Origin of the sequence: Nonomuraea sp. NPDC003709 (assembly GCF_040610775.1) — a bacterium.
In the GTDB taxonomy this organism is placed as follows: domain Bacteria; phylum Actinomycetota; class Actinomycetes; order Streptosporangiales; family Streptosporangiaceae; genus Nonomuraea; species Nonomuraea angiospora_A.
The window spans coordinates 56,781-79,271 of record NZ_JBEXMW010000007.1; the positions used below are offsets into that span (position 1 = coordinate 56,781).

23 protein-coding genes are annotated in these 22,491 nt (G+C 70.7%); 12 read left to right on the top strand and 11 right to left on the bottom strand.

Annotated features, from left to right (window positions below):
- Nucleotides 1-307 precede the first annotated feature (307 nt).
- Both ABZX61_RS22085 and ABZX61_RS22090 read right to left on the bottom strand, forming a co-directional pair.
- Nucleotides 308-646, bottom strand: coding sequence for a hypothetical protein (locus ABZX61_RS22085; protein WP_355197145.1), 339 nt, complete (start codon nucleotides 644-646; stop codon nucleotides 308-310).
- Nucleotides 647-1,024: 378 nt separating this feature from the next.
- Nucleotides 1,025-1,891: a Ku protein gene (locus ABZX61_RS22090; protein WP_350725439.1), complete on the bottom strand. Its 867-nt coding sequence runs from the start codon at nucleotides 1,889-1,891 to the stop codon at nucleotides 1,025-1,027.
- A gap of 59 nt (nucleotides 1,892-1,950) precedes the next feature.
- Between ABZX61_RS22090 and ligD (ABZX61_RS22095) the strand changes: the two genes are divergently transcribed.
- The 5 genes from ligD (ABZX61_RS22095) to ABZX61_RS22115 all read left to right on the top strand — a co-directional run bounded on the left by ligD (ABZX61_RS22095) (nucleotide 1,951) and on the right by ABZX61_RS22115 (nucleotide 5,069).
- Nucleotides 1,951-2,853 (top strand): non-homologous end-joining DNA ligase, encoded by a 903-nt coding sequence (gene ligD, locus ABZX61_RS22095; RefSeq protein ID WP_355197147.1) that lies wholly within the window; start codon nucleotides 1,951-1,953, stop codon nucleotides 2,851-2,853.
- Nucleotides 2,850-3,734 (top strand): non-homologous end-joining DNA ligase, encoded by an 885-nt coding sequence (gene ligD, locus ABZX61_RS22100; protein ID WP_355197149.1) that lies wholly within the window; start codon nucleotides 2,850-2,852, stop codon nucleotides 3,732-3,734. The genes ligD (ABZX61_RS22095) and ligD (ABZX61_RS22100) overlap by 4 nt, the downstream gene beginning before the upstream one ends.
- Nucleotides 3,735-3,778: 44 nt before the next feature.
- Complete coding sequence (locus ABZX61_RS22105) at nucleotides 3,779-3,985, top strand: hypothetical protein (RefSeq protein ID WP_355197151.1); 207 nt, start codon at nucleotides 3,779-3,781, stop codon at nucleotides 3,983-3,985.
- A gap of 145 nt (nucleotides 3,986-4,130) precedes the next feature.
- On the top strand, nucleotides 4,131-4,751 hold the full coding sequence (locus ABZX61_RS22110; RefSeq protein ID WP_313043020.1) for a TetR/AcrR family transcriptional regulator: 621 nt from the start codon (nucleotides 4,131-4,133) through the stop codon (nucleotides 4,749-4,751).
- An 87-nt stretch (nucleotides 4,752-4,838) separates the two neighbouring features.
- Complete coding sequence (locus tag ABZX61_RS22115) at nucleotides 4,839-5,069, top strand: DUF3107 domain-containing protein (RefSeq protein ID WP_355197153.1); 231 nt, start codon at nucleotides 4,839-4,841, stop codon at nucleotides 5,067-5,069.
- A gap of 451 nt (nucleotides 5,070-5,520) precedes the next feature.
- Here the strand turns inward: ABZX61_RS22115 and ABZX61_RS22120 are convergent, their stop codons facing one another.
- Nucleotides 5,521-6,159 carry a ferritin-like fold-containing protein gene (locus ABZX61_RS22120; protein ID WP_350725449.1) on the bottom strand — a complete coding sequence of 213 codons (639 nt, stop codon included), beginning with the start codon at nucleotides 6,157-6,159 and terminating at the stop codon, nucleotides 5,521-5,523.
- A 350-nt stretch (nucleotides 6,160-6,509) separates the two neighbouring features.
- Between ABZX61_RS22120 and ABZX61_RS22125 the strand changes: the two genes are divergently transcribed.
- The 3 genes from ABZX61_RS22125 (at nucleotide 6,510) to ABZX61_RS22135 (ending at nucleotide 10,383) form a co-directional block, all read left to right on the top strand.
- Nucleotides 6,510-8,381: a DEAD/DEAH box helicase gene (locus ABZX61_RS22125; RefSeq protein ID WP_355197155.1), complete on the top strand. Its 1,872-nt coding sequence runs from the start codon at nucleotides 6,510-6,512 to the stop codon at nucleotides 8,379-8,381.
- 186 nt (nucleotides 8,382-8,567) lie between these two features.
- Nucleotides 8,568-9,458 carry an alpha/beta hydrolase gene (locus ABZX61_RS22130; protein ID WP_350725453.1) on the top strand — a complete coding sequence of 297 codons (891 nt, stop codon included), beginning with the start codon at nucleotides 8,568-8,570 and terminating at the stop codon, nucleotides 9,456-9,458.
- Nucleotides 9,459-9,471: 13 nt separating this feature from the next.
- Nucleotides 9,472-10,383, top strand: coding sequence for an oxygenase MpaB family protein (locus tag ABZX61_RS22135; protein ID WP_355197157.1), 912 nt, complete (start codon nucleotides 9,472-9,474; stop codon nucleotides 10,381-10,383).
- Here the strand turns inward: ABZX61_RS22135 and ABZX61_RS22140 are convergent.
- The 4 genes from ABZX61_RS22140 to ABZX61_RS22155 form a co-directional block, all read right to left on the bottom strand.
- Nucleotides 10,334-11,518: an MFS transporter gene (locus ABZX61_RS22140; RefSeq protein ID WP_355197159.1), complete on the bottom strand. Its 1,185-nt coding sequence runs from the start codon at nucleotides 11,516-11,518 to the stop codon at nucleotides 10,334-10,336. The genes ABZX61_RS22135 and ABZX61_RS22140 overlap by 50 nt on opposite strands.
- Before the next feature lie 104 nt (nucleotides 11,519-11,622).
- Nucleotides 11,623-12,549: a PD-(D/E)XK nuclease family protein gene (locus ABZX61_RS22145; RefSeq protein ID WP_350725458.1), complete on the bottom strand. Its 927-nt coding sequence runs from the start codon at nucleotides 12,547-12,549 to the stop codon at nucleotides 11,623-11,625.
- Nucleotides 12,550-12,696: 147 nt separating this feature from the next.
- On the bottom strand, nucleotides 12,697-13,407 hold the full coding sequence (locus ABZX61_RS22150) for an MBL fold metallo-hydrolase (protein ID WP_355197161.1): 711 nt from the start codon (nucleotides 13,405-13,407) through the stop codon (nucleotides 12,697-12,699).
- A 57-nt stretch (nucleotides 13,408-13,464) separates the two neighbouring features.
- Entirely contained in the window at nucleotides 13,465-14,118 is a 654-nt protein-coding gene (locus ABZX61_RS22155) for a DUF6758 family protein (RefSeq protein ID WP_355197163.1), read from the bottom strand.
- 47 nt (nucleotides 14,119-14,165) lie between these two features.
- Here ABZX61_RS22155 and ABZX61_RS22160 point away from each other — a divergent pair, with 47 nt between their 5' ends.
- Entirely contained in the window at nucleotides 14,166-14,561 is a 396-nt protein-coding gene (locus ABZX61_RS22160; RefSeq protein WP_355197165.1) for an NUDIX hydrolase, read from the top strand.
- A gap of 58 nt (nucleotides 14,562-14,619) precedes the next feature.
- Here ABZX61_RS22160 and ABZX61_RS22165 read toward each other — a convergent pair whose 3' ends face one another.
- Nucleotides 14,620-17,406, bottom strand: a complete 2,787-nt coding sequence (locus ABZX61_RS22165) for a hypothetical protein (protein WP_355197167.1) — start codon at nucleotides 17,404-17,406, stop codon at nucleotides 14,620-14,622.
- Between the two features lie 307 nt (nucleotides 17,407-17,713).
- A complete protein-coding gene (locus ABZX61_RS22170) occupies nucleotides 17,714-18,694 on the bottom strand; it encodes a CPBP family intramembrane glutamic endopeptidase (RefSeq protein ID WP_355197169.1) in 981 nt (326 codons plus the stop codon).
- 100 nt (nucleotides 18,695-18,794) lie between these two features.
- Between ABZX61_RS22170 and ABZX61_RS22175 the strand changes: the two genes are divergently transcribed.
- Nucleotides 18,795-19,508, top strand: coding sequence for a hypothetical protein (locus ABZX61_RS22175; RefSeq protein WP_350725469.1), 714 nt, complete (start codon nucleotides 18,795-18,797; stop codon nucleotides 19,506-19,508).
- Nucleotides 19,505-20,047, top strand: coding sequence for a DUF6529 family protein (locus ABZX61_RS22180; protein ID WP_350725471.1), 543 nt, complete (start codon nucleotides 19,505-19,507; stop codon nucleotides 20,045-20,047). Before ABZX61_RS22175 ends, ABZX61_RS22180 begins: the two co-directional genes overlap by 4 nt.
- Here ABZX61_RS22180 and ABZX61_RS22185 read toward each other — a convergent pair.
- Nucleotides 20,037-20,969: a CoA ester lyase gene (locus ABZX61_RS22185; protein ID WP_355197171.1), complete on the bottom strand. Its 933-nt coding sequence runs from the start codon at nucleotides 20,967-20,969 to the stop codon at nucleotides 20,037-20,039. The two genes, ABZX61_RS22180 and ABZX61_RS22185, sit on opposite strands and share 11 nt — an antisense overlap.
- A gap of 128 nt (nucleotides 20,970-21,097) precedes the next feature.
- Here ABZX61_RS22185 and ABZX61_RS22190 point away from each other — a divergent pair, with 128 nt between their 5' ends.
- Nucleotides 21,098-21,469, top strand: coding sequence for a hypothetical protein (locus tag ABZX61_RS22190; RefSeq protein ID WP_350725475.1), 372 nt, complete (start codon nucleotides 21,098-21,100; stop codon nucleotides 21,467-21,469).
- A gap of 60 nt (nucleotides 21,470-21,529) precedes the next feature.
- Here the strand turns inward: ABZX61_RS22190 and ABZX61_RS22195 are convergent, their stop codons facing one another.
- Entirely contained in the window at nucleotides 21,530-22,483 is a 954-nt protein-coding gene (locus ABZX61_RS22195; RefSeq protein WP_355197173.1) for an EamA family transporter, read from the bottom strand.
- Nucleotides 22,484-22,491 lie beyond the last annotated feature (8 nt).

Consider the following 22,491-nt stretch of genomic DNA (forward strand, 5'->3'; position numbering starts at 1 on the left):
CCTCACGTCCCCGGCCAATCCCCAAAAACCCGATCGACTAGGAAACGCCCCGGATGATCCTTAACGAATCATCCGCATCATGCATATTTCCGGCTGAAACAGCAAGCAAACTGGAATTGCCGTCATTTGGCCCACCACAGACATCCCCATGATTCTGCGCAAACGCCGCACCTCACATAGATCCGGACACAGCAGGGCTCCCCAGCCCTGAGGTCTGGGGAGCCCTTGTCGAAAGGCCGCCGTGGAGGCGCGGGGGAAAATCCCCCAACCGCGAGAACGCGGTCATCCCCGCGCCGTCAGCACACGGCTATGACCAGTTGTCGCCGTTGTTGTGGTGGTGGTGCTCGCGCTCGCGCTCGCGCTCGAACCGGTTGATGTTGATGTTCCGGTTGTGGACGTTGACCCGCACGCGGCTGTTCTGGTGGTGACGACGCCAGCCCCAGCCGCCGCCCCAGCCGCCGCCGCCCCAGCCGCAGCGGCGCCAGCCCCCGCCGCCGCAGCCATTGGCGAGGACGGAGGCGGCGGACTTGACCTGAGCGGCGGCGCCGGCGCTGGCCGAAGTCGTGGCCGCGCCCGCGGCTACCACGCCACCGGTCAGCGCCGTGCTGACGGCGAGACCCGCGAAAACAGTCTTGAGCTTGGGCATTGCGTTTTCCCCCTAAAGGATCGATTGCCCCGTTCTCGACATTTCCGGTTATCCCGGAAAGAGGTCTTGGACGCCTGCCGAAGAGCCATCCATGATGTGTCATTTCCAGACAGCAGCCCAACAAACGGCACCTAGCCGGTTTTGCTATGCATTAACAATCTTATTGCTTGCATTAAAGATTTATAGAGCGAAATGACACGACTTATCCGGATATGTCCTATTCGGTGATGGCGCCGAGGAGACCCTGAGGGCAGCACGAAAACGCCACCTCGCGGTTAGAAAGGCGGCCCGGGGCTCAACGTGAGAAGCGTCGGCGAGGCCGTGGAGCGCCTCCCTTACGGAGGCATGCGGAACCGCTGAGAGAGGTTCTGAAGGTGTTCAGGCCGTCTTGCGGGGCTTGCGCTTGGCGGGAGCCTTCTCCTCGTCCTTGGGCTTGGCGGCGGCCTTCTTGGGCTTGGCGGCCCCACCCTCCCGCTCCCGCTTCGCGGCCTCCACGCTGGCGCGCAGCGCGGCCATGAGATCGACCGCCGGTCCGGCTTCCTCTTCCTCGCGGGCTGGGATGACCTCCTTGCCCGCCACCTTCGCCTCGATCACCTGCTGCAGCGCCTCGCGGTACGTGTCGTGGTACTCGCCCGGGTCGAAGTCCGACTCCATGGTGCTGATCAGGGACTCGGCCATCTGGAGCTCCTGAGCCCGCACCTCGATGTCCTCCTCGAGGAAGCCGAAGTCCGGCGTGCGGATCTCGTCGGGCCAGAGCATGGTCTCCAGGACGAAGACGCCGTCCCGTACCCGCAGCGTGGCCAGGGACTCGCGCTGGCGCAGCGCCACCTTGACCACCGCCACCTGGCCCGAGCTCTCCAGGGCGTTGCGCAGCAGCACGTACGGCTTCGCCCCCTGCGCGTCGGGCTCCAGGTAGTACGACTTGGCGAAGTAGATCGGGTCGATCTGCTCGGCCGGGGCGAACTGGAGGACGTCGATCCTGCGGGACGTGCTCAGCGGCAGATCCTCGAAGTCCTCGTCGGTGAGCACGACGATCTCGCCCGTCGGCAGTTCGTAGCCCTTGGCGATGTCGGAGTACGGCACCTCTTCGCCGTCCTGCGTGCACACGCGCTTGTAGCGGATCCGGCCGCCGTCCTCGCGATGGACCTGGTGGAACGTCACGTCCTTCTGCTCGGTGGCGGAGTAGAGCTTGACGGGTATCGTGACCAGGCCGAAGGAGATCGCACCCTTCCAGATGCTGCGCATGGTCACTCCTCAGCTCTCAATCGTTCGCCAATGGGCACATACCCGTCATGGGGCAACCAATGCCATACCCCGTCGAACCGATGCTGGCCGTACCTGGGGAACTACCCCCTGATCGCGAGAGGTACGGACTGGAGGTCAAGTGGGACGGCATCCGCGCCGTCGTCCATCTTGACGGCGGACTGAGGGTGACGGGGCGGCACGGGGTCGAATACACGCGGAGGTATCCGGAAATATCCGGTTTCGGGATCAAGAACGCGATCATCGACGGCGAGGTCGTCGCGCTCGACAAGCACGGCAGGCCCAGCTTCGAGCGGTTGCAGCACAGGATGCACCTGACCGATCCCGAGCCGGTCATGCTGGAGCTGTACCCCATCACGTACATGCCGTTCGACCTGCTCTATCTCAACGGCACGCCGATGTTCGACCTGCCCTACCGCGACCGGCGGGCGCTGCTCGACGAGCTGGACGTCGGCGCGCCCCCGTACTTCCCCGGCGACTCCGACCTGCTCACGGCCACCTCCGAGCAGGGCCTGGAGGGTGTGGTCGCCAAGCGGCTGGACTCCTCCTACCGGCCGGGCACCCGGTCCCCGTGGTGGATCAAGGTGAAGCACCTGCGTACCACAGAGGTCGTGATCGGCGGCTGGAAGCCCGGCAAGGGGCGCCGGGCGGGCGGGATCGGCTCGCTGGTGATGGGGATGTTCACCGATCGGGGGCTCGCGTACGTGGGGCACGTCGGGACCGGGTTCACCGACACCGTGCTCGACGAGCTCCACCGGCGGATGGGGCCGCTGGAGATCCCGCACAGCCCGTTCAGCAACGCGGTCCCGTGGCGAAATCGGTGGGTTAGGCCGGATCTGGTCGGGGAGGTGGCCTACACGATGTGGACCGACGAGCAGCGGCTGCGCCACCCCGTGTGGCGCGGTCTGCGCCCCGACAAGCTCCCCTCGGAGGTGACGCTGTGAACAGCCCGGCGAAGGTGCCGGTAAAGGTCGACGGGCGAGCGCTGACGCTGAGCAACCTGGACAAGGTCCTCTACCCCGAGTACGGCTTCACCAAGGCCGAGGTCATCGACTACTACAGCCGCGTGGCCCCCGTGCTCCTCCCCCACCTCCGGGGCAGACCCCTGACCGTCAAGCGCTACCCGAACGGCGTCGGCGGCCAGTCCTTCTTCGAGAAGAACGCCCCCGACCACACCCCGGACTGGGTCAGGCGGGTCAAACTCCCCGTCCCCGGCAGCACCAAGAACCGCGAGGCCATCGACTTCGCCGTCATCGAGGACCTGCCCACGCTCGTCTACTACGCCAACCTGGCCGCGCTCGAGCTGCACGTGCCCCAGTGGCGCGTCGACGAGGACGGCGAGGCGCTGCCGCCCGACACGCTCGTGTTCGACCTCGATCCCGGCCCGCCCGCGACCATCGTGGAGTGCTGCCGGGTGGCCCTCATGCTGCGCGAGGTGCTGGCGGCCGACGGGCTCACCGCCCTGCCGAAGACCAGCGGGAACAAGGGCATGCAGCTGTACGCGGACTGGGACGGCCGCGAGGAGCCCTCCGCGTACGCCAAGAGGCTGGCCCAGTTCCTCGAGAAGGAGCACCCCCGGCAGGTCGTCAGCGTGATGACGAAGAAGGCCAGGCCCGGCAAGGTGTTCATCGACTGGAGCCAGAACAACCCGGCCAAGACCACCGTGGCGCCCTACTCGCTGCGGGCCAGGGAGCTGCCGACCGTCTCGACACCGCTGAGGTGGACGGAGGTCGAGGGCTGCGAACGGCCCGAGGAGCTGGTGTTCACGGCGGCCGACGTACTCGCCAGAGTGGAGAAACGCGGCGACCTTTTCGGCCGGGCGTAGGCTGGTGCCGTCCGCACCAAGAGGGGGACCAGAAGATGTCGGAGATGGACACACGCGGGGACGAGCTCTCCTACGACCAGGACGAGGCAGAGCTGTCGATCGAGACGCCCGAGGCAGACGCCGCGGAGCAGCATTTCGAGATCCGCCAGAGCGCCGGGAGGCAGCGCCGCGAGCTGCCGCTCGACGTCGACCCCGCCGACGCGGCCGATCAGGACCGCGTGGTGGATCTCGACGACGACGAATATCGCTGAGTACGGCTCCGCGGCGACCGAGCCCGCCTCGTGGCGCTGAGGAGCGCCGTTGCCCGGACCGGGGAGCGGAGCAAGGCAATGAACATCTGCTCTGCCCGCACGTAGGATGTCCGCACAGCCCGCTGAGAGACCTATGGAGACCCGCGTGACCGCAACCCCGGACGCGAAGCCCCGGGGCACCCGGCTGCCCCGACTCGCCCGCCGCCGGCAGCTCCTGAGCGCCGCGCAGGAAGTGTTCGTGGAGAACGGCTATCACGCGGCCGCCATGGACGAGATCGCCGATCGTGCGGGGGTCAGCAAGCCGGTGCTCTACCAGCACTTCCCCGGCAAGCTCGAGCTCTATCTGGCGCTGCTCGACCTCCACGTCGACGACATGGTCAACCGCTGCCGGGAGGCGCTGGCCTCCACCCACGAGAACAAACTCCGCGTGCAGGCCACGTTCAGCGCGTTCTTCGACTTCGTCTCGACGCAGGGCGAGGCGTTCCGGCTGGTGTTCGAGTCCGACCTGCGCAACGTCGCACCGGTGCGGCAGCGCGTGGAACGCTCGCTGCAGGAGTGCGCGGAGATGGTCTCCGTGCTCATCCAGGAGGACACCGGCTGCACCAGCGATGAGGCGCACCTGCTCGGCGTCGGGCTGGTCGGCATGGCCGAGGTGAGCGCCCGCTACTGGGTGACCCAGCACGGCTCGATCCCGAAGGACGCGGCCGAACAACTCATGGCTCGGCTGGCCTGGCGCGGCATCAGCGGTTTTCCGCGTACGGCATAACCCGTTCGCTGGGCGCGATCATTGGCCCCTTCCCGGCTTCGAGCCGCCACGATGGGAGTGAGCCAACCCGTCGACTAGGGAGCCACGATGGAAGTCAAGATCGGCGTACGCTCCGTACACCGCGAAATCGTTGTCGAGACCGAACTCTCCGCTGAGCAGGTCGAAGAGGAGATCAGGAACGCGTTGTCGGTCGAGCGTGGCGTGTTCGCCCTGACCGACGTGAAGGGCAGGCGGGTGGTGGTGCCGGTGGCCTCGATCGGTTTCATTGAGATCGGTGAGGACCAGTCCCGGCCCGTCGGGTTCGGCGGCACCCTCTAGGAGTTTCCTGACCTGGGGGTACGGCTCACCCGCCGTACCCCTCCCAGGGCTTGCCACCACCCCCGGCGATCGCCCCGCACCTGTGGGGCAATGCGGCCGCGAGAGGTCGGCGCATGGCGACCGCGCCCGATCGCCCCGGGCTCGCGGGGCAGCGCGCACCCACCGGCCACCCCAAAAGCACGCCCTCAGCGCTGCGTCGGCGAGAAGGCGTGCGGGGAGCGGCGCAACGGCCCCACAACCACCTCGGCGCCACTGGAGCGGCCGGGGCAGCGCGACACGAGCCCTCACACCCACCTCAGCGCCAGCGGAGCGACCGGATGGCGCGACCCGAACAACGGCCCTCACACCCACCTCGGCTCCGGTGGAGCGGTGGGGGTGGGGCAACGCGGGCCATGGCCCGCGCGGCAACCATCGCCGTCCCGGTGGTTTCGGGGGCCGTGTTCGGGGGCGGTCAGAGGCCCAGGGTGGCCATGCGTTTGTTGTGGGCCTCCGTCAACGTCGCGAAAAGTCGGGAAATATCGGCGGCACCCTCCCCCGACACCAGCAACAGCGCCAGCTCGGGCCGTGCCGAGGCAACCTGCTGCCCCTGGCTCAGCGCCTCGCCGACCAGCCGGCGCGCCCACAGCGCCAGCCGTCCGGCGACCGCGGGCGACGCCTCGATCCCGGCCCTGACCCGCTCGACCGCGAACTGCGAGCGCCCCTCGTCCACCAGCACCTCGTCCACCAGCTTGGCGATCGAGGGATCGAGGTGCCTGGCCGCCTCGCGGTAGAAGTCGAGCGCGATCCCGTCCCCGACGTACGTCTTGACCAGCGCCTGCAGCCAGTCGGCCGGCCTGGTCTGCGTGTGCCAGGCGTCGAGCGCGCCGACGAACGGCGACATCGCCTCGTCGGGATCGGCCCCGAACTCGGCCAGGCGGTCACGCAGCAGGCGGAAATGGGCGTACTCGGTCACGGCCAGCTCGCTCAGCGCCGCGCGGTCGGCCAGCGAGGGCGCCAGCGTGGCGGCGTCCTCCGTCATCCGCGCGTACGCACTAAGCTCGGCGTAGGCGAGCACCCCGAGCAGATCGACGACTCCTGGAGACTCCTTCATGGGAGGCAGCGTACTTCCGTGAATCTTCGGGAACATACGTAAGCTCGGCCAACGTTGTGGTATCGAGTACACTGCTCTGTGAAAGTGCGACCGCACTGTGTAAATTCGGGGGTTTCTCCCGAATACCCCCACTTCCGGGTGCGCGGTCGCTGATGACGCGAGAGGGCTGGCTCTACCGCGAGGACCCACGTAACGAGGGCTGTTTCATGCCCGTCGGTCCCGGCAGGCCCGCCTTCATTTGAGAACTGAGGCAGGCCACGCTGACGACTTTCCGAGACCTCGGAGTCACACCTGAGATCGCCGATGCCCTTGAGACCGAGGGCATCGTCACACCGTTCCCCATCCAAGAGATGGCTCTCCCGCTTGCCCTGAGCGGCCAGGACCTCATCGGCCAGGCGCGCACCGGCACGGGCAAGACCTACGCGTTCGGCATCGCCATGCTCCAGAGCATCGGCAAGCCGCGCAAGAACCGCAAGAAGCCCCGCGGGCTCGTCGTCGTACCGACCCGCGAGCTGGCCACGCAGGTCAGCGAAGACCTCGTCACCGCCGCCGGCAAGCTCGGGTCCCGGGTTCTGACCGTTTACGGCGGGCGCGCGTACGAGCCGCAGATCGAGGCGCTCAAGGCCGGGGTCGACGTCATCGTCGGCACCCCCGGACGCCTGCTCGACCTGGTCAAGCAGAAGCACCTCGACCTGAGCCAGGTCACGACCCTGGTGCTCGACGAGGCCGACCGCATGCTCGACCTGGGCTTCCTGCCCGACGTAGAGCGGATCTTCAACCTGATCCCCGGACAGCGGCAGACGATGCTGTTCTCGGCGACCATGCCGGGCGAGATCGTCACGCTGTCCCGTAAGTACCTCAACCGTCCGACGCACGTACGCGCCGAGCACGAGAGCGGCGAGGGAGAGACCACGCCGCAGGTCCGCCAGCTCGTGTGGCGCGCGCACCGCATGGACAAGATCGAGATCGTCGGCCGGCTGCTGCAGGCCGAGGGCCGCGGGCTCACGATGGTCTTCTGCGAGACCAAGCGGGCCTGCGACATGGTCGCCGAACAGCTCGACACGCGCGGCTTCGCCGTGGCGGCCGTGCACGGCGACCTCGGTCAGGGCCAGCGCGAGCAGGCCCTGCGCGCGTTCCGCAACGGCAAGATCGACGTGCTGGTGGCCACCGATGTGGCGGCCCGCGGCATCGACATCGACGACGTCACCCACGTGGTCAACTACGACTGCCCCACGGACGACAAGACGTACGTGCACCGCATCGGCCGCACCGGCCGGGCCGGGCGCACGGGCATCTCGGTCACGTTCGTGGAGTGGGAGGAGCTGACCCGCTGGAAGATGATCAACCAGATGCTCGGGCTCGACTTCGCCGATCCCGAGGAGACCTACTCCACCTCGCCGCACGTCTACTCCGAGCTGAACATCCCCGAGGGCACCAAGGGCGTCCTGCCGCACGCGAGCCGATCGCGTGCGGGGCTGTCCGCGGAGCGCCTCGAGGATCTCGGGGAGACCGGCAGGGCACGTGTTCGTGGCGGCCGTCGCCGCGACGAACGCGAAGAGCGCCGCGAAGAGCGCCCTGCCCGTACGCCGCGCCAGCGCCGCCGCACCCGTGGCGGCAAGGAGCTGGCTGAGACCGCAGCCGTCGAGACTCAGGAGGTCGAGCTCGTGGATGCCAAGACGGAGGAGACTCCCGCGATCTTCTCGACGGACGAGATCGAGGCGGCCGCCGAGCCGAAGCGGACGCGTACGCGGAGGGGGGCGGCTTCGTCTGCCATCGAGCAGGCGCTCGCCGAGGCCCCCGAGGCGCCCGTCAAGGCCACCCGGCCGAAGCAGGCGCTCGCCGAGGCCCCCGAGGCACCCGTCAAGGCCACCCGGTCGCGGCGGGCCACCGCCGTCACGGCGGCCCCCGAGGCCGACACCGTCGAGGAGGCGCCGGCGAAGAGCACCCGCTCCCGCCGCGCCGCCGACCCGGTGCCGGTCGCCGAGGCCCCGCCCGCTCCTCCGGTCGTCAGCGAGCCGGCGCCGAGCTTCCTCTCGACGCCGCCTCCGCCGGTACGCACGGAGCAGGAGCGGATCGTCCCGCCGAACCCGTTCACGGTGATCTTCCAGTCGCCCGACCTGGCTTCGGACGACGACGACATCGCCCCGTCGGCGGCCACGGAGCGCAAGCAGCAGCGCCGCCAGCCCCGTGGCGGGGGCGGCAACCGCCGCCGCACGGGCTGAGCGCCGTCTGAGCACCGCCTGGAAGGCGCGTACCCGCATCGGGTGCGCGCCTTCTGGGTTAGAGGCCCGCGGGCCTCCTGAGGCGCTCTGGGCGCGTCCGGGGGGCTTCCGGCGAGGAGCCGCATTTGCCCTGCGTGATGCCCATGACGGTGTCGAGCCGCTGACCTCTGGGTATTGTTGCCCCACGTGAGTACGCCGCGATTCCTCGATCTGCCTCCTGGCGTCGCACCACAGAAGATCGAAACGCCACAGGGCACGTTCGCGGTCCTGGAGGCCCTCCCGGTCAGTGGTGTGATTGAGCGCTGGCCCGCCCTCCTGGTCCCCGGCCTGACAGGCAGCAAGGAGGACTTCCTCGCGGTGCTGATGACCCTGGCCCACTCGGGACGCAGGGTGATCGCCGTCGATCTGCGCGGCCAGTACGAGACGCCGGGCCCCGACGATCCCGCCGCCTACACCTGCCCCGCGCTCGGCGCCGACGTCGACGCGCTCGCCCAGTTCATCGGCGGCGGCGACCCCGTTCATCTGGTGGGCCACTCCTTCGGCGGCCTGGTGGCCAGGGAGGCGGTGATCGACGGGCGCACGAGGTTCGCGTCGTTCACGCTGATGGGGTCCGGGCCCTCGGGCATCGAGGGCAAGCGGGCGGTCAACGGCCGCAAGATCATGGAAGAGGTCCAGGCGTTCGGCCTGGAGCACGTGTGGCACCACCGGCTGGAGCCCGAGGCGCTGTCCAACGACGTGTCCGACGAGATCCTGGCGTTCCTGCGCAAGCGCCTGCTCACCAACTCGCCGACCGCGCTGGCCTGCATGGCCGAGCAGGTGCTGAGCATGCACGACCGCACCGACGAGCTGCGCCAGGTCGAGGTGCCCACGCTGGTGCTGTACGGCGAGCACGACGACGGGTGGCCGCCCGACGCGCAGTCGGAGATGGCGGCCAGGCTCGGGGCCGAGTCCGTGGTCGTGCCCGGAGCCGTCCACTCGCCCGCCGTCGAGGCGCCGGAGACGACGGCGGCGGCGCTGGTGAGGTTCTGGAACGCGGCCGAGAAACACTATTTGGACACCAGGTCCAATGCCATGTAATTCTTTACTTACTATGGCGAACATCGAGGACATCGTCGCGCAGCCACCGCAGAGCGCGACGTGGCAGGTGCATCTCGACCGGTCGATGTGGGTGGGTGGCGTACGCGGTCTCATGCTGCAGGCGCTGCACCCGCTGGCCATGCGCGGTGTCTGGCAGAACTCCAACTTCCAGGAGGACCCGTTCGGGCGGCTGCGCCGCACGGCCGACTTCGTGGGGCGGGTGACGTTCGGCAGCCCGGAGCAGGCCGACGAGATCGGCAGGCGGGTGCGCGGCATCCACAAGGCGCTGCGCATCCACGATCCCGACACCGGCCGGACCCATCGGGTGGACGATCCCGAGCTGCTGCTGTGGGTGCACTGCGCGGAGGTGTCGTCGTACCTGGAGGTGGCCAGGCGCGGCGGGCTGGGCCTCACCGAGCGCCAGGCCGACCGCTACCTCCACGAGCAGCGCAAGAGCGCCGCGTACGTCGGCCTGCACCCCGAGGACGTGCCCGGCTCGTGCGCGGAGATGGACGCCTACTTCAAGCAGGCGCGCGCCAGTCTGCGCGTCACGGAGGAGGCGGCCTCGACCGTGCGCTTCCTGATGTGGCCGAGGCTGCCGCACGAGCTCAGGCTCCTGTCCGCGGGCAAGCCCGCCTACTTCCCGTTCGGCGCGCTGTGCTACTACACGCTGCCGGACTGGGCCAGGCGGATGTACGGGGCACTGCCGGAGGTGCCGCGCTCGACCGTCGCGGCCGCGCTGAGGGCGTTCAGGCTGGGGATGAACTCGCTGCCGGAGCCGGTACACGACCACGCGTTCATGCCGGCCACGAGGGAGATGCTGCGGTCCGCCAGGGAGCGTCTCGGCGCGGCCGGGTACGACGTGAGCAAGGGGCTCAAGGGCCTGACCGATCCCCGCCGGTGGCCGCGGGAGCCGGCCGCCTGACCGGCAGGAGCGTGCCGCCCACCAGCACGACCGCCGACACGGCGGCCATCGTCCATCCGCTGCGGCCCATGCCCCCGCCGCCGAACAGCACGCCGAGCAGGGTGGACGCGGTCGCGGCGCCCACGTACCTGGACGACTGGAAGAACCCCACGGCGACCCCGGTCTCGCTCCTGTCTGCGTGCACGAAGACCAGCGAGTTCAGCCCGAACTGGCTGAGCGCCGACGCCACCCCCAGCAGCCCCGCCGCCACCAGCACCAGCCAGACGGGGCCGACGGCGGGGACCAGGCAGGAGCCGGCGAGCAGCAGCGCCGCGCTGGCCACCAGCACGGTCCGCATCCCCGCCCGCGCGGCCAGCGCCACCGCGACCGGCGTCATGACGATCGCCAGCCCGGCCATGGGGAGCACCAGCAGGCCGGCGATGTGGGCGGGCAGTCCCGCCGAGCGCTGCGCCCACAGCGGCACCACGAAGAACGCCGCGTAGAACACCACGTTGACCAGGGCGAACTGGCCGCACGTGGCCAGCAGCCCGGGCCTCAGCCGGGGCAGCAGGGTGTGTTTGGCGCCGTCCACGCGGACCTTGGGCAGCCAGCGCAGCGCCGCGGTGAGCGCGACCGCCGCGAGCGGGACGTTGACCAGGAAGATCGCCCGCCAGCCCCACAACGAAACCAGGAACCCGCCGAGCACCGGACCGGCGGCGGCGCTGGCGGTGAGCACCATGGAGATCGTCGCGATCACGCGCGGCGGCGGCCTCCCGTCCTCGCCCGGCATCACGGCCTGCACGATCGCCATCCCGGCGGGCATCGTCGCGCAGCTCCCGAACGCCTGCAGCAGCCTGATCCCGACCAGCGCCGGGTACGAGGGGGCCAGCGCGGCCAGCACGCCCGTGACGGCCATCGTCACCAGCCCGGCGCAGAACACCAGCCTCGGGCCCAGCCTGTCGGCCAGCGTGCCCATCACGGGCGGAACGAGGATGCCGGCCAGGTAGAACCCGGCGGCCAGCCACGTCACGGCCGCGATGCCCACGTGGAACTCGGCCTCGATGCTGGCCAGGGCCACGGCGATCATGGACGAGTTCAGGGGGTTGAAGAGTGTGCCCAGCGCCACTGCCGCGGGTAACCGCCCGATAGGTGCCACTTTCCCGTCATTACCACTGTTCTCTGCGGGAAACTGGGCATCCCTCGGCAAAAGCCATCAGCCGAGGCGAGCGGTCCCCTCCGCCGCTCGCCCCGGCAGGCGGGTCACTCGGCGAGGCCGTCCCACGCGTTGCGGTCGGGGGCCGCCGACCGGCCCTCCGGGCAGTGGCGGCGGAAGTCGCACCAGGAGCAGATCGGGCCGGGGCTCGGCGCGAACAGCTCGTCGATCTCGTCCGGCACCGCCGCCGGCCCGACGTTCGGCCGCTCTCCCGAAGCGGTGCGCGAGGCGGCGGAACCCTTTTTGGCGGGCGCGGGCACGAGCGCGCGGTAGCGCTCGTCGGCCGCCGACGCCTCCGTGGCGACGTCCTCGGCGCGCCCGATGTGGCGGGCCAGCGACTCCTCGGTGTGCCGCCACTCCAGGATCTCGCCGGTCGGCAGGTGGTGGAGCTCGACCGTACGGCAGGGCGTGCGCATCATCGTGGAGGCCGCGACCGCGTACACGGCCAGGGCGAGGGACGAGCGGGCGTCGTCCTCGGTGAGCGGCCGGCGGCCGGTCTTGTAGTCGACCACGACCAGCTCGTCACCGCGCCGGTCGAGCCGGTCGATGCGGCCGGAGAGGGCCATGACCTTGGTACGGGTCGCGACCGTGCGCTCGACGCCCACCGGATCGTCACCGGGATCCAAGGTCGCGACGTATCCGGAGACGAGGTCGCGGGCCCGGCCCAGCCAGTGGGCCGACTGCTCGACGTCCCTGAACCCCTCGGCGATCCACCCGTTCGTGACCAGGATGGCGGCCGTCAGCGGGGTCCTGCGGTCGTACGGCTCCCGCCACCACCCCGCCAGCGCGTTGTGCACGCTCGCCCCGACGCTGTTGTGCGCCCACGCGGGGCCCTTGGACGGCTGCGGCCGGTCCAGGTAGCTGAACCGGTAGCGGCGGCGGCAGTCGAGCCACGCGTTCAACCGCGACGGCGTGCACGAGTAGAGCCGCCGCGGCATCCCGTCCAGCGGAAGCTGCCCCTGAGCCGCGCTCATGGCCTCCACCTCGTGAAGGCGCTTCGCGTGTTCATGGCCTCCACTCCGTGGAGGCGGCTCGGTCGCTCCGGAGCCGCCGCCTTCCCTCGTCGCTCTGGTCGCTGCGCTCCCGCCGCTCCTCAGTCCAGGCGGCGGCGCTCCCTCGCGTCACTCGTCGTCGGGGTCGAGCTTGATCCCGGAGAGCTTGGTCCCGTCGGTCAGGGGGCCGTCGTCGGCACTTTCCGTACGGGTCAGCGAGCCCGACACCCAGTCGTCGAAGTGCGGCTCGAGGTCGCCGATCGTGACCTCGTCGCCGTGGGCGGCCAGCACCCGCGTGTCGGCCGGCAGCGTGAACAGCCGCCCGCCGATCGAGGTCAGCTGGTCGGGCAGGGCGGGGTATTCGCCGCCCAGCTTGCCGGGCCCGTCGGCCTGCAGGGCCTTGCCGGTGAAGACGGCCCCGAGCCCCTCGCAGTAGAGCGACACTCCGCCGGGTGAGATGCCGGGCGTCTCCATGACGTCGAGCTGGACGTCGGCCACACCGAAGATGCCGTCGTCCTCCATGTCGATGTCGGGCCAGGTCTCCCGCCAGGTCTCCCGCCACAGCGGCTTGTCCTTGGGGTGCAGGGCGACCACGGCCTCGTCCCGGCTGGCCACCTCGATGGCCGCGGAGACGTGGTCGGGCAGGCCCGCCGTGCAGATGACGGCCAGCACTTCCCGCTCGCCCACCTGCTCAAGGATCTTCTCGGCGTCACGCGCCGGGTCGATGACGATGACTTCGTCGTCGTCACCGATGATCCAGGTGTTGTTCTCGACCTTGTGCTCGGTGCCGTCGATGTCGACGACGCCCTCGGTCACCACTCGCTCGATACGCGCTGTCACGCCTCCGAACTCTAGCCCGTCTGCATCAGAGCGCGAATCAGGAGCGTGAAAGCGCGCCTAATCCTCGAGCCGGGGCGAGAACGCACCGAACGGCACGTCCAGCTCGTGATCGCGAACGTCGAGCAACGACAGCTCGGCGAGCGCGATCATGCAGCCGGCGTCGGCCGGCCACGCGATGGCCCACAGCCAGTTGCCGAGCGCCTCGCCCGCGTAGACGGCCCGGTCGTCGGCGCCGTCCACGCACCACAGCGCGGTGGGATGCCCGAGCACGCCGATCTTGGCGTTCGGCGGCCCCGAGTCGAACCCCTCGCCCGGGTCGGGGCCGTCCAGCCCGGCGAACGCCGCGCCGAGCCCGATGCCCGGCTCCTCCGCGATGACGAGCAGGTCGGCGGGGCCTTCCGTCAGCGACGGCCCCGTCAGCGCGACCACGCTGGCCCGGGCGCCGGTGCGCTCGTCACCGACCTCTCCGAAGCCGGTCACCAGCCAGCCGGCGGGCAACGGCCACGGCAGCCACACGGGCACCACGGCGGTCTTGCGGATGGCCTCCAGCGCCGTACCGGTCGGCGGCCACGGAGGCTGGTAGGGCAGGACATCACCGTGCGCGTCGCATCGGTAGGCGCTCGACCACGCACTCGGCCCGTGAAGCGGGCCAAAGCACCGTGGACAGGTTGGAGCCGCTCTCACAACTACCCACGGTGCTTTCTCCGGCACCGGCCCGTCAAGGCCGCTTCCCGTTGTCCCGTCGTAATCTTGGTCATGTGCGCGTAAATTGTGTCGGCGCGATTATTTTCGACTCCTCTGACCGGTTGCTGCTTATCAAGCGGGGACGTCCGCCGGGCAAGGGGCTGTGGTCCATCCCCGGTGGCCGCCTGGAGGCCGGGGAGACGGACGCCGACGGCGTGCGGCGCGAGGTGCTGGAGGAGACCGGGCTGCGCGTGGAGGTGGGCCGCCTGGCGGGCACGGTGGACCGCCCCGGCCTCGGCGGGGCCACGTACGTGATCCGCGACTACCTCGCCACCGTGACGGGAGGCGTGCCCGTGGCCGGGGACGACGCCGACGACGTGCGCTGGTGCGGCACGGACGAGCTGGCGCGGCTGCCGCTCACCGCCGGCCTCCTGGAGTCGCTGACCGACTGGGGCGTGCTGCCCCGCTGACACGGCCCCATCCGCCCGGCCCCGGCTGGAGCGGCGCCTGAGGTGGCGCCGCTCGGTCCTACCGGTTCGAGGTGAGGCTGGAGGTCCAGAGGATCAGGTGGTCGGCGTTGTACGTGGTGGACCGCCCGAGCGCCACGACCTCCGACCCCGACACGGCCACCGCCGTCAGCCACTGCGCCCCCTGGCCGGCCAGCCGGTCCTTGGTCAGCGCCATGCGGTTCCACGACAGGCCGTCCTGCGAGGTCCAGGCCGCGCTGTCGCCCTCTCCCGGCACGCCGTGCCAGCCCACGGCCACCAGCCCCTCGTCCGCCGCGGCCAGGTCGTACACCGCCGCCGCCTGGTCCGCGGGCAGCCAGGCCGTCTGCCAGGTCGAGCCGTCGTCGTCCGAGACCGCCGCGAAGGCACGCCGCGAACCTCCCGACACGGCCGCGCCGACGGCCACCAGCTTGTCCCGATAAGTCGTGACCCGTCGTAGCCCGGCCGACGTGGCGTCCGGCGGGACCACGCGCTTGCGCGCGCTCCAGTTCACGCCGTCCGAGGAGTGCCAGACCACGCTGCTCTCCTGGTCGGCCCCGCCCGAGCCGCCCACGGCCACGTAGCCGCCGTCCCCGGTGGCGACGGCGTCGTAGATCCGCACCCCGGAGCCGCCCTGCGGCAGCTTCTTCGACCTGGTGAACTTGCGCAGATCGGGGGTGAACCACATGACGGCGCTCGTCGCGCCCATCTGGTCCTTGGCCTCGCCGGCCAGCACGTAGCCCTCCTTGCCGGCCGTCACGACGTGGGTCTCCAGGGAGGGGGCGTTCGGGTCGCGGGCCAGGTCGCCGGTGACGTTCACCTTCTTCCAGCTCTCCCCGTCGGCGGAGGTGACGAGGAGCGGGTCGGTGAGGGCCACGTTCGTCTCGGTAGAGCCGACGGCCAGCCAGCCGCGGCTGCCGTGCGCCACGTCCTCCAGCGTCTGCTTGCCCGGGCCACCGAGACTCATGGACTTCCAGCTCACCCAGTCCCTGATCGTCCACAGGCCCGCGTCGCCGGAGGCCGAGCCGACGGCGACGTACCGGCCGGCGAAGCCGGCCAGCGCGTTGGTCTCGCGGGCGATCCTGGTCAGGCCCTCGACCTGGCCGAGCTGGACGCGTGAGGCACCGTCGCGCGGGGGCGCGGCCATGAGCACGAGCTGGTTGTCGACGTCGGACACCGCCTGGTCGCCACCGGCGAACAGGGTGCCGCCGTCGGCGATCGTGAACCCGCGCAGCGTCGCGCCCGGCAGGTTGCCGAGGTCGGTCCGCTTGCTCCAGGAGCGCCCGTCGGCGCTGGTCAGCACCGAGTAGCGGCCCAGGCCGGCCTGCGTGATCGCCGCGATGCCCGACGGATAGGAGATCAACGTCTCCACGCCCGTGCTCTCGCCGCCCAGGCCGCCGATGGAGCCGCACTGCGACCACTGCGCCCCGGTCGGCGAGCAGTAGACGCGCAGGTCACCTGTGAACGTGGGGAAGCGCGTCGGCACCAGCACGAACCTCTTGGGCGACACGGCCACCATCCCGGTGCGCGGCGCGACCTCGGGCAGCTGGAACGCGGTCGCCTGCCAGTCCCGCCCGCCGTCCGCCGATCGGAGCACCCGCGATCCCTCGCCGACCGCGGGGTCTCCGATGGCGACGACCGTGTCGCCCTTGGCGACCACCGCCTTGATCTCGCGTACCTCCAGCTCCCGGGTCTCCACCCGCTCCCAGGTCCGGCCGTCGGCGGAGCGCCAGGCCGCGGGGCCCGAACCGCCGTCGTCTCCCGTCGTGCGTCCCACGGCCACGAAACCGGAGGCGGTCCTGGCGATGTCGTTGATCTGGTCACCGGCCCTGAACGCGGCCAGGCCCGCCGCCTCCACGGCCGTCCAGCTGAACCCGTCGGTGCTGGTCCACAGGCCGCGTTCGCCGGACACGCCGTCGCCGCCGCTGGCCAGCCAGCGCCCGCCGCCGCCGACGACCCGCTGGACCGTGGGAGTGGAGGCGCCGTTCACCTGGCCGAGCTGCCAGGTCTTGCCGCCGTCCGGCGAGAACAGGAAGAGCGGGCGCGGGGTCGGGCTCGTCGTGTCGCTGCCGACCGCCACGACCGCGCGGCCCACGGACGTCATGTCGTTGAGCTTCTGGTTGGCGCCCTCGCCCGCGGCCGGCACGGTGAACAGCTCGTCCCCCGAGCGCCCCGTGCCCGCCTCCAGCCGCAGCCCCGGGGCCTCGTCCGAGGTCCACTGCCACACGAGCACGCCGGCGGCCACCAGGATCGCCACGGCCAGGGTCAGGGCGACGGGGGTGGACCTGTTGCGGCGGCGTACGGGACTGGACCTGCGCACGGCGGAGGGTGCCGGGCCTCTGTGGTGCCGGCCGCTCGACCCCTGGCGCGCCCCGTCGGTGGCGACGAGGAGGTCCGGCCTCGTGGGGCGGCCCGCCGGCGGGCGTCCGACGCGCCGCACCTCGGGCTCGCCGTCCTGTTCCGGGGCCTCGGGGACCTCTGGGACCTCTGGGGTCTCTGGGGTCTCTGGGGTCTCGTCGTACTCCGTCGGCTCCTCCGCGGGCGCGGCGGCCTCGGCGCGTTCCGGGACGGGATACACCAGCCGGTACGGCGGCGCGGGCCGGGACGACCGCTCGGGGGCGGGCTCCGCGTCCGGCTCGGACCGTTCGGGCGCCCCCTGCGGCGGATGGAGCGGGGTGCCCGCGACGAGCTTGTCCGGGCGGTTGACGACGCGGCGGGGGCGGCGGCGCGGCTCGACCTCGGGCTCGGCCGTCGGCGAGCTGTACGGCCGGCGCCCCTTGGGCGGCTCCTGCGGCTCCTCGTCCGGGATGGGGGCGGCGAACGGCGGCATGCCCCAGGGCGAGCTCAGCGGTAAACCCCTGGCCCGATCATCGGTGGGACCCGGCGGCGAATGGCTGATCCTCGGTTCATCGGAGGAATGCGGTTCAGAGGCGCCCTCGGGACGAGGTTCGTCGTCTTCCGGCGGTCGCCGTGGCGGTTCGCTGGGGCCGGAGGCCACGCGCCGTACCTCCTATGGGTCGAACGTCGTACGGGTGGAAACCAGGACGCTGGTCCGTTCCACAGGACCAGACCAGCATGACTCAGCCGGAATAGCGAGACCTCTCTAGCGAGATTCCCGGCACCCCAGGACCGATTTATTACGAGATAGTCTTAATTGACTGTTTTTTGGCTAGATACAACACACCAAACGCATACACCCCGAGCTGCACCACCGTTCCGGACAACGCCTGCCAGGGCACCGGCACCTTCCCCTGGTCCAGCGCGTCGGCCAGGTGCCCGGCCGCGGCGGCCTGCCCGAAGGCCAGCAGGTTGTTCAGCACGTGCAGGGAGATCGCCGACTCCAGCCCTCCGGTGCGCACCGTGAGAAAGCCCATCACGACCCCGAACCCGAACACGTCCACGAGCCCCGCCCACGAATAGCCGTGCAATGACATGAACAGCGCGGAACCGAGCACGATGGACCAGGCCGGATTCCGTATGTGCGCCCCGACGGCCTGCACGAACCAGCCGCGGAAGACGTACTCCTCGGCGGCCGCCTGGAACGGCACCAGCAGCACGATCACGACGAGCGCGGGCAGGAACCCCGACCATCCGCCCCAGCCGAACAGGTCGGCGTCCTCGCCGGCCGCCGTCAGCGCGAGCGCCTGCGCGCCCTGCCCCAGCAGCAGGGCCAGCACCGCCAGGCCCGCGCAGGTCAGCAGCCAGCGCCAGCGCAGCCGCCCGGCCACGGACGAGAGCGTGCCGGGGCGCCTGCGCTGGACGAGCGCCGCGGTGCCGTACACAAGAGGCAGCACGGGCGCGAGCGACAGCAACACCACGACCAGCGAGAACACCGGATCGCCGAACAACTGCCCCTCGGCCTCCAGCGGCGCGGGGATCCCGAGGAGCAGCGACATCACCAGGCCGGCCCACACCACCACCGCGCCGATCCCGACGAACCCGGTGGCGACGACCAGCGTGCCCACGATCGCCCGCCACGGCCGGGCCGCGACATTCCGCGCCAGGTGGTCGTAACTCGCACCGATGGGCGTCGGCAGGAACCAGGGCGGCGGCTGATACGGGTGGACCGGCGGCTGCATGCCGTAGACGGGCGGCTGGTGCCCTGGATTCTCCTGCATCTATCCATTCTGTCCGCGCGATGCGCAATAGTTCACAGACGGCCCACCGATTTAGGCGGATGCTCGGAGACGTACGGCATTTCGACCCTGGGAGCAGTCCATGTCAAGGCTGGGACCTGTCATCACCCTCGCGGCGGGAGCAGTGCTCGCCGTGGGGCTGGGTGTCGCCAGCGTCACCGCGACACCGGCGGCCAACGACGAGGCCGCCAACACCGCCGCGGAGGCACCGTCGGCGGGCGAGACCACCGCGGCCCCGTCACGCTCATCGGAGGCCGAGGCGGACGCCACGCCCTCGCCTCAGCGAACAGAACCGAAGAAGATCGCGAAGGCGGACTACGGAGGCTACGTCAAGGGCAACGGCGGCCTCATCGCGATCTCGATCAGAGACGGCAAGGCCGTCGCCTACTTCTGCGACGGCAAGGCCGAGGCCTGGTTCAAGGGCAGCGAGTCCGACGGCGAGCTGCAACTGACCGGCCTCGGCAGCGCCAAGGTCACCGCCGAGCTGGGCGGCGGCCGGGCCAGGGGCTCGGTCGCGTTCGGCGGCAAGAAGTGGACCTTCGTCGCGCCCACGGTGGTCAAACCGTCGGGCCTCTACCGCGCCACCGCGCTCGTCAGGGGCGCCAAGCTCCGGGCCGGCTGGATCGTGCTGAAGAACCCCGGAGGCGGCTACACCCAGGTCGGCGCCGCGTTCGAGGGCGACACGCAGGTGCCGATCCCCCAGCTGCGGGACGACCGGCCCACAGCGCCCGTGACCGTCGGCGACACCACGATCCAGCCTGAGGACGTGGACGGCTTCATCGAGGAGATGCAATGACCGCCGTACCCCAGCAGTCCCGCGGCCTGACCCCGCTCCTCGTTCCGCTGCTGGCCGGCGGCCTGGCGGCGCTCGCGCTCGGCGTCTACGGGCGCGTGCACACGCCCACCGGGTTCGCCGTGGGCGTGGCCGGGTTCTCCGGCGCGCTGCCGATGAAGGCGTGGCTGACGACGGGGGCGTTCGTGCTCGCGATCGTGCAGGTCGTCTCGGCCCTGTCGATGTGGGGCAGGCTCGGGGTCACGATCCCGCCCGGCGTGCACCGCTGGTCGGGGCGGATCGCGTTCCTGCTCACGATCCCCGTCGCCTTCCACTGCCTCTACGCCCTGGGCCTGCAGTACGACGTGCCGCGAGTGCTCGCGCACTCGCTGCTCGGCTGCTTCTTCTACGGCGTGTTCACGGCGAAGATGCTGGCCCTGCCCAAGCACGACGCGCCCGGCTGGACGCTGCCGGTGCTCGGCGGGCTGGCGTTCACCGCGCTGATCGGGCTCTGGCTGACGTCGTCGTTCTGGTTCTTCACCGCCATCGGCATCAAGGTGTGAAGCTCTTCGTACGCCGCAGCCCGGCGGCCCGCCCCTTGGCCGCCACGACGAGCGCCATCTTGCGCGAGGCCTCGTCGATCATCTCGTCGCCCAGCATGGCCGCGCCGCGCTTCTCGACCGAGGTGTAGTACTCGTACGCCTCCAGGATGAGCTCGGCGTGGTCATAGTCGTCCTGCGACGGCGAGAAGACCTCGTTGGCCGCGTCCACCTGGGCGGGATGCAGCACCCACTTCCCGTCGAACCCGAGCGCCGCCGACCTCCTGGCGGCCCGTCTGAAGCCCTCGACGTCCTTGATCTGCAGGTAGGGCCCGTCGATGACCTGCAGGTCGTGCATCCTGGCCGCCATGAGCAGCCGCATGAGGATGTAGTGGTAGGCGTCGCCCTCGACGTAGCCGGGCGGCTGCTCGCCGACGACGAGCGTCCGCATGTTGATCGACGCCATGAAGTCCGCCGGCCCGAAGACGAGCGCCTCCAGGCGCTTGGACGAGCCGGCGATGGCGTCGGCGTTCACCAGGCCGCGGGCGTTCTCGATCTGCGCCTCGATGCCGATGCGGCCCACCTCGTACCCCATGGTCTTCTCGATCTGGGTGAGCAGCGTGTCGAGCCAGACGACCTCGGTCGGGTCCTGCACCTTGGGCAGGATCAGGCAGTCGAGGAACTCCCCCGCCCCCTCGACGACCTCGATCACGTCCCGGTACGTCCAGTGCGTCGTGAGGTCGTTGACCCTGACCACGCGCGTCTTGCCGGACCAGTCGCCCTCGCGGAGCGCGGTCACGATGTTCTTGCGCGCCTCCTCCTTGGCCAGCGGCGCGACCGCGTCCTCGAGGTCGAGGAAGACCTCGTCGACGGGCAGGGTCTGGGCCTTCTCCAGGAACCTGGGGTTGCTGCCTGGCACGGCGAGCACGGAACGGCGTGAGCGCATGCGCACACGCTACTGGCCCGGCCAGGTCGCTCCCATGCGGGCCTCGATCTCGCGGGAAACCTGGGAGATCGGCTCGTTCCCCTCGGAGCGGCTCGGGTCCTCGCGCTGAACGGACTACAGTCGAAGCTGTGAGCGACGACACCGCGGCCATCGAGGAGGGCGCCAAGAAGTCCGGCATCCTCTGGCTCACCCTCGACCGCCCCCGCCTGGCCTGGCACACCTGGCACGACGGCGCGATCTACCTGGTGACGGGCGGCGAGGAGCAGGCGCTGCCCGGCATCGACGCGCTCGACCGGGTCCACGTCACGCTGCGCAGCAAGGACAACGGCGCCAGACTGGTGGAGTTCGAGGCCGCGGTCGCGGTCGTCGACCAGGCCGCGGCGGCCGACGCCGTGGCCGCGCTGGCCAAGGAGCGGCTCAACGCCCTCGACAGCGAGCACCTCACCGAGCGCTGGGCCCGCGACTCCACGGTCCTGCGTCTCACCCCCGACCGCCGCTGACGAGGCCGGCTCCTGGCCGCGCCTGGAGGGTCGGCCTTCGGCGGCGACGGGCCGCGAGGGTCAGCCTCTGACGGCGACGGGCTCCGCCTCGACCTCCGCCGCCGGTGACGGCGAGGGGCTCGCCGTGGCGGTCTGGGCGAGCAGCGCGCCGGACAGCACGAGCAGGCCGCCCACGATCTGGAAGACGCCCAGCGTCTCGCCGACCAGGGCCCAGGCCACCACCGCGCCGCCGATGACCTCGAGCGAGGCGACCGTGGCCCCCACCGCGGCCGACAGCCGCCGCACGGCGTTCACACCCAGGATGTACGCGATCACGGTCGCGACCAGCACCATCCACAGGTACGCGCCCAGCACGGGCAGCGTCCGGCCGCCCTCCGGCGCGACGGTGGCCGTGAAGGCCACCCACGGGATGTCCCACGGCCGGGCGAACGGGATCAGCACCACGGCCGCCCCCGCCATCCCCCAGGCGATGAGGCCGAGCGGGTCAACGTCGTCGCCGAAGCTATCGTTCATCAGGAAATATCCGGCGCAGCACGCCCCGGCCAGCAAGCCGAGCACCAGGCCCAGCGCGTCCAGTCGCATCCCCTGCCACGCCTCGACCACGATCCCGAGGCCCAGGACCGCGACGACCGCCCCGATGTAGGCCGCCCGCGCGAGCCGTACTTTCCGTACGAACCGCACCCAGGCCACCACCATCACCGGCGCCATGAACTCCAGCAGCAGCGCGATCCCCACCGGCAGCCGCGTGATCGCCACGAAATACAGCGACTGCACCCCGGCCACCGCCATCACCGCGTACAGCCCGAAGAACGGCAGCCTGGACCTGGGGATCCGCAGCGCCTGGGGCTTCACCACGGCCAGCACGGCCAGCAGCAGCAGCCCCGCGCCCGCCATCCGCGTCCAGACGGCCTCGATCGGCGCCAGCCCAGCGGTGATCAGGTACTTGGCCATCGGACCCGAGAACGCGAAACACCAGGAGGACACGAAGGCCAGCCCGAGCCCCGCGTACCTCATCGCCCACC

Bases quoted from the DNA above. Each gene is read 5' to 3' on its own strand.
- ABZX61_RS22115 (WP_355197153.1), top strand. From the start codon at position 4,839: ATGGAAGTCAAGATCGGCGTACGCTCCGTACACCGCGAAATCGTTGTC.
- ABZX61_RS22105 (WP_355197151.1), top strand. From the start codon at position 3,779: ATGGACACACGCGGGGACGAGCTCTCCTACGACCAGGACGAGGCAGAG.
- ABZX61_RS22135 (WP_355197157.1), top strand. From the start codon at position 9,472: ATGGCGAACATCGAGGACATCGTCGCGCAGCCACCGCAGAGCGCGACG.
- ABZX61_RS22145 (WP_350725458.1), bottom strand. From the start codon at position 12,549: ATGAGCGCGGCTCAGGGGCAGCTTCCGCTGGACGGGATGCCGCGGCGG.
- ABZX61_RS22170 (WP_355197169.1), bottom strand. From the start codon at position 18,694: ATGCAGGAGAATCCAGGGCACCAGCCGCCCGTCTACGGCATGCAGCCG.
- ABZX61_RS22165 (WP_355197167.1), bottom strand. From the start codon at position 17,406: ATGCCGCCGTTCGCCGCCCCCATCCCGGACGAGGAGCCGCAGGAGCCG.
- ABZX61_RS22185 (WP_355197171.1), bottom strand. From the start codon at position 20,969: ATGCGCTCACGCCGTTCCGTGCTCGCCGTGCCAGGCAGCAACCCCAGG.
- ABZX61_RS22175 (WP_350725469.1), top strand. From the start codon at position 18,795: ATGTCAAGGCTGGGACCTGTCATCACCCTCGCGGCGGGAGCAGTGCTC.
- ABZX61_RS22085 (WP_355197145.1), bottom strand. From the start codon at position 646: ATGCCCAAGCTCAAGACTGTTTTCGCGGGTCTCGCCGTCAGCACGGCG.
- ABZX61_RS22125 (WP_355197155.1), top strand. From the start codon at position 6,510: ATGGCTCTCCCGCTTGCCCTGAGCGGCCAGGACCTCATCGGCCAGGCG.
- ABZX61_RS22180 (WP_350725471.1), top strand. From the start codon at position 19,505: ATGACCGCCGTACCCCAGCAGTCCCGCGGCCTGACCCCGCTCCTCGTT.
- ABZX61_RS22120 (WP_350725449.1), bottom strand. From the start codon at position 6,159: ATGAAGGAGTCTCCAGGAGTCGTCGATCTGCTCGGGGTGCTCGCCTAC.
- ligD (WP_355197147.1), top strand. From the start codon at position 1,951: ATGCCATACCCCGTCGAACCGATGCTGGCCGTACCTGGGGAACTACCC.
- ABZX61_RS22195 (WP_355197173.1), bottom strand. From the start codon at position 22,483: ATGAGGTACGCGGGGCTCGGGCTGGCCTTCGTGTCCTCCTGGTGTTTC.
- ABZX61_RS22090 (WP_350725439.1), bottom strand. From the start codon at position 1,891: ATGCGCAGCATCTGGAAGGGTGCGATCTCCTTCGGCCTGGTCACGATA.